This window comes from Mycoplasmopsis sturni DSM 22021, from assembly GCF_000701485.1.
In the GTDB taxonomy this organism is placed as follows: Bacteria; Bacillota_I; Bacilli_A; order Mycoplasmatales; family Metamycoplasmataceae; genus Mycoplasmopsis; species Mycoplasmopsis sturni.
On the sequence record NZ_KL370785.1, the window covers coordinates 381,954 to 394,449 of the forward strand.

General features: G+C 29.3%; 9 protein-coding genes. 3 read left to right on the plus strand and 6 right to left on the minus strand.

Annotated elements, in window-relative coordinates; all coding sequences use genetic code 4:
* The first annotated feature begins 3 nt into the window (after window positions 1–3).
* Window positions 4–666 (plus strand): deoxyribose-phosphate aldolase, encoded by a 663-nt coding sequence (deoC, locus tag Q349_RS03090; protein WP_036464929.1) that lies wholly within the window; start codon window positions 4–6, stop codon window positions 664–666.
* Between the two features lie 87 nt (window positions 667–753).
* On the opposite strand, the gene metK is transcribed toward deoC, so the two are convergent.
* Window positions 754–1,905: a methionine adenosyltransferase gene (metK, locus tag Q349_RS03095; RefSeq protein ID WP_036464931.1), complete on the minus strand. Its 1,152-nt coding sequence runs from the start codon at window positions 1,903–1,905 to the stop codon at window positions 754–756.
* A 406-nt stretch (window positions 1,906–2,311) separates the two neighbouring features.
* Between metK and Q349_RS03100 the strand changes: the two genes are divergently transcribed.
* Together Q349_RS03100 and Q349_RS03105 are read left to right on the plus strand one after the other, a co-directional pair.
* Window positions 2,312–3,364 carry a hypothetical protein gene (locus tag Q349_RS03100; protein ID WP_036464933.1) on the plus strand — a complete coding sequence of 351 codons (1,053 nt, stop codon included), beginning with the start codon at window positions 2,312–2,314 and terminating at the stop codon, window positions 3,362–3,364.
* A 1-nt stretch (window position 3,365) separates the two neighbouring features.
* A complete protein-coding gene (locus Q349_RS03105) occupies window positions 3,366–4,073 on the plus strand; it encodes a pseudouridine synthase (RefSeq protein ID WP_036464934.1) in 708 nt (235 codons plus the stop codon).
* 52 nt (window positions 4,074–4,125) lie between these two features.
* Here Q349_RS03105 and gyrA read toward each other — a convergent pair whose 3' ends face one another.
* The 5 genes from gyrA to Q349_RS03330 form a co-directional block, all read right to left on the minus strand.
* A complete protein-coding gene (gene gyrA / locus Q349_RS03110; protein ID WP_036464942.1) occupies window positions 4,126–6,771 on the minus strand; it encodes a DNA gyrase subunit A in 2,646 nt (881 codons plus the stop codon).
* A gap of 131 nt (window positions 6,772–6,902) precedes the next feature.
* On the minus strand, window positions 6,903–7,229 hold the full coding sequence (locus tag Q349_RS03115; protein ID WP_036464943.1) for a metalloregulator ArsR/SmtB family transcription factor: 327 nt from the start codon (window positions 7,227–7,229) through the stop codon (window positions 6,903–6,905).
* Between the two features lie 13 nt (window positions 7,230–7,242).
* The gene (locus Q349_RS03120; RefSeq protein ID WP_051616803.1) at window positions 7,243–10,476 is read right to left on the minus strand and encodes a DEAD/DEAH box helicase; all 3,234 of its coding nucleotides are present in this window, start codon (window positions 10,474–10,476) and stop codon (window positions 7,243–7,245) included.
* A gap of 3 nt (window positions 10,477–10,479) precedes the next feature.
* The gene (locus tag Q349_RS03125; RefSeq protein ID WP_036464944.1) at window positions 10,480–10,833 is read right to left on the minus strand and encodes a PTS sugar transporter subunit IIB; all 354 of its coding nucleotides are present in this window, start codon (window positions 10,831–10,833) and stop codon (window positions 10,480–10,482) included.
* Window positions 10,834–10,880: 47 nt separating this feature from the next.
* On the minus strand, window positions 10,881–12,287 hold the full coding sequence (locus Q349_RS03330) for a cryptochrome/photolyase family protein (protein ID WP_051616805.1): 1,407 nt from the start codon (window positions 12,285–12,287) through the stop codon (window positions 10,881–10,883).
* Window positions 12,288–12,496 lie beyond the last annotated feature (209 nt).

A 12,496-nucleotide genomic window follows, 5' to 3' on the forward strand; every position in this document is an offset into this window, starting at 1 on the left:
AAAATGAACTATAACAAAATGATTGACCATACTCTTTTAAAAGCAGAGGCTACCACCAAAGACATTGATAAATTAATCCAAGAAGCCAAAGAATATGGTTTTAAAACTGTGTGCGTTAATTCATCATGAGTTAAATATGTTCACGAAAAACTTAAAGGAACTGATATCGAAATTACATCAGTAGTTGGTTTTCCTCTTGGGGCTATGATTACTCAAGCAAAAGCTTTTGAAACTAAATTAGCAATTGATCACGGAGCTAACGAAATTGATATGGTAATTAATATCGGACGCTTTAAACAAGGTGACTACGAATATGTTTTAAATGACATTAAAAAAGTCAAAGAAGCTTGCGGCAACCATATTTTAAAAGTTATTATCGAAACAGCTTTATTAACTAATGATGAAATCAGAAAAGCTACCGAAATTGTTCTAAAGTCTGGTGCTGAATTTGTTAAAACCTCAACAGGTTTCAGTTATCGTGGTGCTAACCTTGAAGATATCAAAATTATGAAAAATGTTGTTGGAGATAAGATCCAAATTAAAGCAGCTGGTGGAATTTCAAGCATGGACGATTTAATCTCAATGTACAACGAAGGAGCTACTCGTTTTGGTACTTCTCGTTCAGTTGCTATTGTTAAAGGTGAAGCATCAAAAGGTGGATATTAAAAAAAGAAAAAAATGCATTCCTGCATTTTTTTGTTTATCTTATTTATTCACTAAGTTTTTAAACTTAACAAAAACATAAAGAAAACTTTAGTTTTTGTGTTTGTTAATAAATTCTTTGATTTCTTCTACCTTGTTGAGTAATTCTCAGGTAAACCCTGGTTCGTTTCTTCCAAAATGCCCATAGTATGAAGTTGCTCTATAAATCGGCTTTTGTAAATCAAGTGATTCAATAATTCCTTTTGGTGTAAGATCAAATAATTCTAAAACTGCTTTTTCAATTAATGATTCATCATATTTATTTGTTCCAAAAGTATTTACATTAATTGAAACAGGTTGAGCCACTCCAATAGAATAAGCAATTTGAATTTCTACTTGATCAGCTACTCCAGCTGCTACAAGATTTTTAGCTACTCATCTTGCTGCATAAGCGGCTGAACGATCAACTTTAGTAGCGTCTTTACCAGAGAAAGCTCCTCCACCATGTCTTGCTCATCCACCATATGTATCTACGATAATTTTTCTTCCAGTAAGTCCAGTATCACCAATTGGTCCTCCAATAACAAAGTTACCAGTTGGATTAATTAAAAGTTTCTTTGGTCAATTAAGGTTATAGCGTTCTAAAACTGGTTTAATAACCTCTTGTTTAATAAATTCCTGAAATTTCTCTTTATCATATTTTGCTGAGTGTTGAATACTAAATAAAATAGTATCTACACTTGTTTTTTCAGGATCTGTATAATCTAAAGTTACCTGACTTTTCATGTCTGCCTTAGCTCAAAGAAAATCGCCACTTTGTCTAAGAGTTTCTGCTCTTTTAACAATAGCATGAGCAACCATAATTGGTAAAGGCATATATTCAGGTGTTTCATTGGTTGCATAACCAAACATAAGTCCTTGGTCACCTGCCCCAATTTCTTCATTTCCTGATTTAGTTTTAAGTTCAACTCCTTGGTGAATATCTTGTGATTGTTCTTTAATATCAACAATAATGCTGGTTTTACTTGAATAGTATCCAAGTTCTTTTAGAATATTTTTAGCAATATCGATAATATCAATATCGAATTTAGAATTAACTTCTCCGGCAATAACAATCATATGCCCAGAAGCTAACGTTTCCACGGCTACCTTAGCTTTTGAATCTAATTTTAAGTAAGCATCTAAAATTGCATCAGAAATTTGATCGCAAACTTTGTCTGGATGTCCACGACCTACTGATTCACTTGTAAATAATTTTCTCATAAAAAAATCTCCTTTGTTGGAGCAAAGAGAGAATGATTATGTTTACAAAAAGTAAAGCATGTTGGAATTACTTCCCTGACACTCCACCTAATTAAATAGGTTGGCAATGGTCATAGCAGTCACGCTACCATTTTCTCTATGCTACTATATAAAATTGCCACAAGATTTTGTGGTTGCTAATACATTATAAAATAAAAATATAAAAAAATGAAATGAAAAGATAGTAATTTAGATCAAAAAATAAAGTTTGAAAAATTAAAAATACCGTCTATATGGACCTAGCTTTTGATAGTTAAAACTTTAATATTGATTAATTGGAATAGTTCTGGATTTTAACAAAATCAAAATGAAAACATTATAATGAATTTATTAAATAAAACTATTTTAATTATTTATAATTAAAAACATGAAAAGAAAGTTCTGAAAATCCTTAATCCCTTTAAGTATTGCTGGCGTCACTTTTGTATCTGTAAGTTGTACAACCAAGCAAGAAGATCCTCAAAAATCAAGTTTAAAAGATCTTGAATTAATTACTTTAGTTCTAAATAATACACCATTAGAAATCAAAAAACCAAAAGTTAAGTTACCTGATTCTAAATCAAGTTTAAGTGACTATACCGCCGAAGCACTTGATTGCATGAATGATTTTTATGTCAATAACATTCACAGTAATCAAAATCGTGTCGAACTTGTTGGAACTATATTGTCAGTTTATCAACAAGTAGGTAATACTAAAGCAGAAATTGGTGTTCAATGAAAAATCAAAGGGCGCACCGCAACATTTCCTCAATTTTATGAAATTGATGGATTTAAAAAAATACCACTATGACACAATCACTATGTTCGTTCCTCACAAAAAATCCCTGATGCACAATGCTTAAATAATTATAATTACAACATTGTAACCGACAACATTAAGATTGTATCATATGAAAATTATTCAAAAATAGCTTATGAATATTCGCAAAACTCACTAGATACACTAATTCAAAATACTTTAGATTCCATTGTTAAAAAAACTAATTTCGAAAACAATGAATACAATTGAATTACTTCCTTTGATATTCCAAAAACAAAATTAGAAGCCTTTCATAATAAAATACAAAATTTAGAAAAACCTACACTAGGGCAGGTTCAAATTTTAATTAATGAATTTTTAGGCGAAATTAGTTTTGAACGTTTTCAAAACGTTCAAGATCAAATTTTGGTAAAAACCTTATCAGATGTAGAATCCATCGTTAAAGAAAATGAAGAATTGTTAGAAAATCTTCATCCAAATGTAATTTATTTTCTAACTTTAAAGCTTTATGTTAATCAAAACTTAAATAAAACATATGCCGAATTAACAGATTCAATGCTAAAATCGTGAGTATATAATGAATTTTTAGCAATTGCTAATTTTGAAAACTATCCCGATAAGGTCGAAAAACTTGAGTACTTAATTAGGAGATCTCAATAAAATGGAAAGAGTAGATAAATTTATTAGCCAAAGAACATCATATACTCGCAAAGAAATTAAGCAATTAATTCAAAAAGGTGATGTTTTACTTAATAATTTACCAACCAAAGCCAAGGTATTAGTTAAAGAAGAAGATAAAGTATCGATTTTCAATCAAGAAATTAGCAAAAACAAATACACTTATATTATGTTAAATAAGCCAGCTGGTTATTTAACTGCAAATAAAAGTTATAAAGCACCTGCAGTAATGGATTTAGTAACTGGCCCTATGATTCCTAAAGATTTAACTCATTGAGGTAGATTAGATCGCGATACTGAAGGATTACTAGTATGCTCTAATGATGGGATTTTAGGATTTTCACTTTTAAATGGTAAAAAACACATTCCTAAAACATATTATGTTCAAACAGATAAAGCAGTGAATAATAATTTAGTTGATATTTTTAAAAACGGAATTGATTTACAAGGGACTCTATACTATGGTGATTTTCAGAAAATTGATGATTTTACTTCTTATTTAACAATTTATAGCGGGATTTTTCACCAAGTTAAAAGAATGTACGAAAAAGTTGGTTTAAAAGTTACTTATCTAAAACGTATTAGTTTTGGAAACTTAAAGTTGGATCCTACTTTAGAAACCGGACAATGAAGATATTTAACAAATAAAGAAATAGAAGCATTACAAAAATTAAAAGACCAAGTCAAATAACTTGGTCTTTTTTTATCCATTAAATAAGCTATTTATAAACGGTTCGGCTTGCTTATTCTTCTTGTTGATTATCTTCCTGATTTGAAGGTTTAATCACATCAACCGCAACAATTTCATCACCATCTTTAAGGTTAATGATTTTAACCCCTTTAGTATTTCTTGAAGCTTGTGCAATTTGACTGACTTTGGTTCTTATAGTAATTCCTGATGAAGTGATGATAATTAATTCATCATTTTTATCGATAAACCGAGCAAACACTAATTTTCCGGCTTTTTGAGAATTAATACCAGAAACACCTTTGGCACCACGATTAGTTAGCCGATATTCATCTTGTAAAGTTAATTTTCCAAATCCTAGCGAACCTAGCGAAAGAATGAATTCACCATCTTTACTTGATGAAGCAGAAATAACATATTGGTTTTCTTCTAAGGTGATACCCTTAACACCATGAGCATTTCTTCCCATTGGACGCACTTGCGAAGCATGAAATTTAATGATGTTTTTATCATTGTTGGCAATAAGAATTAAATCCTCATCAGCAACGATAAATGCTCTAACTAACTCATCACCTTCATGAAGTCCAAAAGCATTAATTCCATTTCTTCTAATTTTTTCAAAAGCTGAAAGCTGTGTTTTTTTAATAATTCCTGATTTAGTAACAGTTGCTAAATATAAATCTTCTTCATAATTAGGAATATCTAACATCGAAATAATTCTTTCGTTATTTTGCACATCTAAATTAGGAATAATGTTAATAAAAGGAATTCCTTTTGATTGTTTAGAACCTTGTGGAATTTCATGTGCTCGAATTTTATATGCTTTTCCTTTATTTGAAAAAAGCATTAAGTCTGTATGGGTATTTGTTTGAATAATTGTATTAATATCGTCATCTGAGTAAGTCTTCATTGTTTTTGAACCTACTCCACCACGTTTTTGAGTATTGTATTCTTCTAATGGAACACGTTTAACATACCCGTTAACACTACTTGTAATAACAATTTCTTCCTGAGCAATTAAGTCTTCTTCTGAAATATTAGCAATTGCTGATGAGTCAATATATGTTCTTCTTTTATCTCCGAATCTTTTTTTGATATCTTCTAATTCTTCAACAATTAAGTCAATAAGTTTTTCTTCGCTAGCTAAAATTTCTTTTAAGTAAAGAATTTCTTTATTAAGCTCTTCAATTTCTTTGTTCATCTTCTCATAGTTTAGTCCGGTTAAACGTCTTAAACTCATATTTAAAATGGCTTCGGTTTGTTTTTCACTTAAGTTGAATTTCTCAGCTAATTTAGCTTGCGCTTCAGCGTCAGTTTTACTTGAACGGATCATTGCTACAACTTCATCAATATTTTGGATAGCAATTTTTAGCCCTTCTAAAATATGTACTCTAGCTTCCGCTTCATTAAGATCATATTGCAATCTTCTAGTAACAACTCTTTTTTGGTGATCTAAGTAAACATTTAATGCTTCCTTTAAATTTAAAAGCTTGGGCTCACCATTAACTAAAGCTACCATATTTACGTTGAAGTTAGTTTGTAAATATGATTTTTGATAAAGTTTATTTAAAAGAACATAAGGGTTGTGTCCTTTTTTAACATCAATAACAATCCGAATTCCTTCACGGTTAGATTCATCACGTAAATCAGAAATACCTTCGATAACTTTATCTTTGTGTAGCTCTGCTATTTTTTGAACAATGGATGTCTTTTTGATTGCGTAAGGGATTTCAGTAATAATAATTTTAGCTTTTCCATTACTTAATTCTTTAACGGTGCAATTTGAACGAACCGGAATTTTTCCTTTACCAGTTTCATAAGCATCATAAATACCTTTTGTACCTAAGATAGTAGCTCCCGTTGGGAAATCAGGACCTTTAATGTATTCCATAAGTTCACGGGTATTAATTTGAGGATTTTTAGCAAGTGCTATTGTAGCATCAATTGCTTCAGTAAGATTATGAGGAGGAATTTCTGTTGCCATTCCCACAGCAATTCCGGTGGCCCCTGAAACTAGAAGGTTAGGGAATCTCGAAGGAAGAATTGAAGGTTCTTTTTCACTTCCATCATAGTTATCGACAAAATCAACAGTATTTTTCTTAATTCCTTCAAGCATTTCAGAAGCAACCTTTGACATTCTTGCTTCTGTATAACGCATTGCCGCTGCTTCATCACCATCAATTGAACCAAAGTTTCCATGTCCATCCACAAGGGGATAACGCATTGAAAAATCTTGAGCCATTCTTACCATGGCTTCATACACAGATGAATCACCATGAGGGTGATACTTCCCAAGTACATCCCCAACTATTCTGGCACTTTTACGGTGTTGACTTCCTGGTGTAATGCCTAGTTCGCTCATATCATATAAAATTCTTCTATGAACAGGTTTAAGACCATCACGCGCATCTGGTAATGCCCGTGAAACAATTACACTCATTGCATATTCTAAAAATGAAGTACGCATTTCATTATCAACTGAAATTGGAGAAACTCCTTCAGTGGGTTCCTCTATAATTTGAGATTGAACTTGATACTCGTCTTTATCTTGTGGAGCTTCTTCTTCTACTTCATCAAAATCAACTTTAGGTTGTGCTTTTTTTCGAAAAACCATGCGGTTATTTTCTTCATAATCATACTCTTGGTCTTCTTCTAGAGTTACTTTTAATTCTTCTTCATTAACTTTCTTTTTTTCAGCCATAATGCGTCCTTTTAAGTAATTATTTTTATAATAAAATATATATTTTATTATATCATTTTTATCAGAAAGCAAGAATTGACGAATCAATGCGAAAAAGCAATAAATAAGCAACCATGAAAGGTTGCTTATTTTTAGTGAGAATGCACATGCAAATCATTGCAAGAGCAAGCATATTTTTCTAATTTTGGTTGTTTAACTAATCAATCTAAAATTGTGTGATATTTAGAACAAAATGTTTTGCTTAATTGGTAATATGAAAAAATACCTTCTGTTTTAGTTTTTACAATATTGGCATTACGCAAAGATGCTAAATGCTTTGACAAATTAGCTTGTTTAAGGCTTAAAATCTTGCTTAATGTTTGAACGTTACATTCGGCTTTATTGCACATGTATAAATGCACAATAATCCGTAATTTAGCATCACTAGATAGATATTTGAATAATACTGTTTCTTTCATAAAAAACTCTACTTTATTTAATTTCGTGAATAATAGATGTTTGGTTGATATCGTTTAAATCAAAATAGCTTGTTTCGATTAATTTAGTCTCTTCTTTAAATTGACTTAAGACATCAATTTTTAATCATTGGTCCATTTCTTTAAAAATTTCGGGAAAATTAAGCGGATTAACTACAACAACATCATATTGTTTGGATTTTAAAAAACGAATTTTATCTTTTAGTTCTGCATATCCTGAAAGACCATTTTCGTACTCAAATAAATCTAAAATAATTGATTTATAAGGCACGTTATTAAAGGTTATAACAAAATCTATATTTATTGAGCCAACCGAATATTGTCTAAAAACATCAAACCCAGGTCGGTCAAATTTATGTCTAAAAGCATCAATCATAATTTTTTCAAATCATTTTCGTGCTTCATTGTTTTTGGCTTTTTGGCCACTTCTAATAAATGATTCATTTAATAAATTTAACTTCTTTTCTGATGATGATTCTAAAAAACTTAGCCATGATTTAAATATTCGTAAATCTTCGGATGAATTTTCAGAAATCATAACTTCATCAGCTTTTATAGTTTTAATTACTATCATTTTTTCTTTAGCTCTTGTAATAGCAACATTTAAAGCATTCATTCCGCCTTGTTTTGCTACATAAGTTGAGTTTAATTTAGTGTGCTTATCATAAGCTACTGTCATAATTACTAAATCTGCCTCATCACCTTGAATATTTTCAAGGTTTTTAATCATTAGCTTACCGTTTTGATAAGCTAATAATAACCTATCATATCCATTGTAAATTGAATCAAGTAAAAAATCAGCTTGTTTAACATTAAAAGATAGAAGAATGATTTTATCGTATTTATCGAGATTTTCATCAGTAAGACGAAGCGCTAATTGGCTTTCAACTAAATTTTTGTGATCTTGTCAAACACCGTTAACTTCAAATACCTCAATTGGATTATCATCAGTATTAGTTGCTGAGTTAACCACATCTAACTTAGATTGATAAAAATTTTTGCTTGAGAAGGTCATTAATGAAGCATAACTCGATCTATAGTTCTTATCTAAAAGCACAGAATGCATTCCAAGAGATAAACCATAATCAAGCATGGATTCAATTGTTCCGTATAACGTTTCATCAGTTAAACGGGCTCCAAACCAGTTACTTGGTCTCATTTGCTTTGGGTCTCCAGAAAGAATTTTGGTTTTTGCTAAATATAAAAATGTTAGTCCGTTTTCAATGAAAATTTGACTAGATTCATCTAAAATAGCATAATCAAACTCTTCCTTTTCTCACATTGATAAATCCGCATCAGGAGTGGAAATCACCATTGGATAGATCTCTTTAATAATATTGCTATACTTTTTAAGAAATTTTGTTGGTTTTAAATTTCTCGCTCTAACTGAAGCACTAAATTCTTGGTATTCTCTTTTTTGAGATGCTTCAAATTTGTGTAATTTCAAAGCAATTCGATTCATAATCATCTCACGAAGAACTTTTTGCTCAACCATTTTAAGATCTCAATTAATTTGGTCTGCCAACTCTTTTAATTGATTAAGCTTATATAAAACATTATCCGGATTAGGCTTAGCAAGATCAAAATTAACAAACTTACTAAACTTCTTAACTAAGGTCCTTAAATTTCCTTTGAAATAATGCATTTCTTTGTCAATTTTTCTACCAAGTTCCTTTAACTCACGATATTTCTTGGTAAAGATAATTTTGGAATTATTGCTTTGTAAAAGTTCTTTAGCAAAAAAACCTTGATTAATTCTCTCTGGATAAATTAAATCTTTTGGAAGTGATGTAACATATAAAATGTCCTTAAGTCCTTGATAATCATCTTTAAAAGCTGCTAAGTAATAAATAGCTTCAAGAGCATCACGGATCTCTTTGTTTTCAAAAAGAAAAGAACATTGCTTTACAAAATCCTCTTCAACTTGTTCGATCATTTTGGTTACTTTAACTTTATCATTGATCCTATGATGTTCAAGTAAATCAATATATTCTTTAATTGGTTGATAAAAATTCTTCTTGGTTTCTTTTTTGAAATTAAGCATAAAAAGACCAAAAATAGACAATTCTCCTAATCTTTTCTTTAATACTTCAAGAGCAATTTTCTTTTGTGAACCCACAATTGCAGTTTTATTAAAAATCAATATATTAGCTAAAATATTAACAATTGTTTGCGACTTACCAGTTCCAGGAGGCCCTCAAATAATTGTATGTTGATTAAGAGCCGAAATAGTTGCCTTATCTTGTGATAAATTTGATGGCGTAAGTCTAAATAAAGCTATGTTTTTGTTAAAAATTTTTTCGTTAATTGTATCAACGTAAACATTTTTATCGATACTAATATCCAAAATGGAATCAAGTTCTCCATTTTGGATAATTTGCTTCATTCTACTACGTGCGTAACCTCCACTAGGTTGAAAAATCCCAAGCACTGCTCCAATATGAAATTTAACATTATTATTTTGGATATCACTTTTTGCAAAGTGTTTAAATGGACCAAGTAAACTTGTTGGGATTTGATAAATATCTTTTCATTTAAATCTTAAATGATCAATAACCTTATTAAAAGAATATGAATCTAGATCATCATTTAAATTAAAGGCAAATCCATTATTATTGAGAAAAAAGATCAATTTATCATTAACCTTAATTTCTCCTTCACTTCTTAAAATTGGTTTTCCGCCATTAATATCAATCTTAACTTCTTTAAAAAGTAATGGAGCATAAATCTCTTTATCTTGATATTTTAAAGAGACAAATAAAGTCCCAATATGAAGAGGTCAAGTATTAGTTTCTTCCAAAAAGGAATTTGAATAGTCTTTCAATTTGATCCATCTTTGAATTGAAAGTTGAACCTTAGCTTGCAATTTTTCTAAGATTTGATTCTTTTTATCGATAAATTCAATATGGTTATTTTCTAAGATACTGTAAAAAGCCTTATCAAAAAGAATTTCTGAATCCTTAAGTTCATCAACAATTCTTACAAGCTCTTTTTCTGAGTTTGTCAACTCGATTCTTTGATATGTTTGAAAGAGCGTTTGCTCATTTAAGCTAATTTGGAAATTTTCTTGTGAGAGAACATTATAAAAAGTTCTTTCACCAAAAAGTTGATAAAGATCAAAGAATTTTGGTTTGTCTAGGTTTTTATCTACTTGAAAATTCGTAAAGAAGCAAGAATCATTAGTGTTGACATCAATTAAATTATCTAAAATTGTTTTATATTTTTCCATAATCTAGTCCTTTATTAAGGCGTCATAAGTTTTTTTGGCAAATTCCCCCAAAATAAGTGAAACTTTGGAACTAGAAACAAAAATACCTGTAATACCTTTAAGGTTTTTAATTTGCTCAAGATTAACTATTTTTGTATCTTTACAAATGACATTAACTCGAGACGGAGTTAATTGAACATCATTAATGTTTTCTTTTCCGCCAAGCGCTTCAATTAAAGCTGCTTTTTTAAACGGTAATTTATCGACTTGATAAATAGTATTTTTTTGATGTTTTTTTTGTTTATTTCATTTTAATCAAATAAGACCAAAGGTAAATATTGTTAAAATAACTATTTTAATTTTTTCTTTCTTGTACATAATTTATATTATATTAAATTCAAGCTATTTACGCTATGGAAGTGAATTTAATTCTTTCTATATAAATGCAAAACTTTCATTTTTTGCACTTGATGATCGACAATTGGCTTTGGGTAATCTTTTCCTAAAATACAATGGAATTTGTTTTGTTCTTCTAAGCTCATTTTTCATGGTTCATGAATAAATTTATCTGGTAATTGAGCTAATTCAGGTAATCAATAGCGAATAAATGTTCCGTTTTTGTCAAATTTTTGTGACTGTAAAGTTGGATTAAAAATCCGAAAATAAGGAGACGCATCAATTCCTGTAGAAGCACACCATTGTCAATTTAAAACATTAGCGGATGCATAATAATCAATAAGTTTTTGACTAAAGTATTCTTCACCAATTTTTCAATCCACAAGAAGATCCTTAATTAAAAAACTGGCTACAACCATTCTTAAACGACTTGATAACTCTCCTGTTGCATTTAACTGTCGCATTGAGGCATCAACAATAGGATAACCAGTTGTTGCATTTTTTCATGCTTGAATAAAATTAGCATTATTTTCAAATTCTAAACCAATAAATTGTCTCAAAATTTCTTGCTTATTTGAATCAGGATTAAAATAAGCAACCATATTATAAAAATCTCTTCAAGCCAATTCTCAAAGAAAACCTTGATTATCTAAAAGATTATTTTGAGGAATTAAATTAATAACTCTTCTTATCCCTATTATTCCATTTGCTAAAAGTGGAGAAAGTTGACTTGTTTGAATAAATGCTTGATTATGTAACTGGTGATACTGATCATAATTTACGATAATTCATTGTTTAAATTCTTCAATAGCATTATCAAAAATTATCTTCTTGCCATCAAAGTTTTTAATTAATGAAAATTGCTTATAGTTACTTGGAAAATCAAGTGATACTCTCTGCAAGTCTTTAATATTAATTTCAAAAGGTTTTGCCCCTGTATTTAAAGATTTAAATCAAGCTCGTGCATATGCACTAAAAACTTTATACGGTTGATTGTTTTGATTCAAAATAGTTCGAGCTTCCTTAAAATGTTTATCTAGTGCATTAAATACTTTGATTTGTTTATCTTGAAAATAGCGATTAATAAAAATGTCTCTTTGATGAGCTCCATATGCTTGGTTAAAATTTAAAAAAACTTCATTGATATTAGTAAAAGTGTTAGTAATTTCTTCAAGCGCAACTTCTAAGTTTGCTTGAAAAACATAAATTGAAATATTTAAATCTTCAAGGTAATCAAAAAAGTTTTTAACTCTTGAAAAGAAATATTTGCCAGATAAGTCTAAATTTTGGGTTTGTTCATCATTAATATGAAAAATCAAAACCAACGGTAAATTAAGCTTTTTAGAATTTAAAATAGCTTCATAAAGCCCAAAATTATCATCAATTCTTAAATCGTTTCGAATTCAAAATATATTTAGTTTTTCTTTAATTTGCATATATCTATTATCATAACCTTTTTTAGATACTAAATTAATGTAAAATTTGTCCCTCCTTTGCTATGAGTCATATCATTTTTGTAAGTATTTTTCAAAGAAATTCAATAGTTCAATTATTTATTTTTTATGTTACCTTCTTGCTTTTAAGTATTGGATCATTTTGCTTATTTATCTAAAAATCAAATTTTTGTAAAAAATACATTAATTTA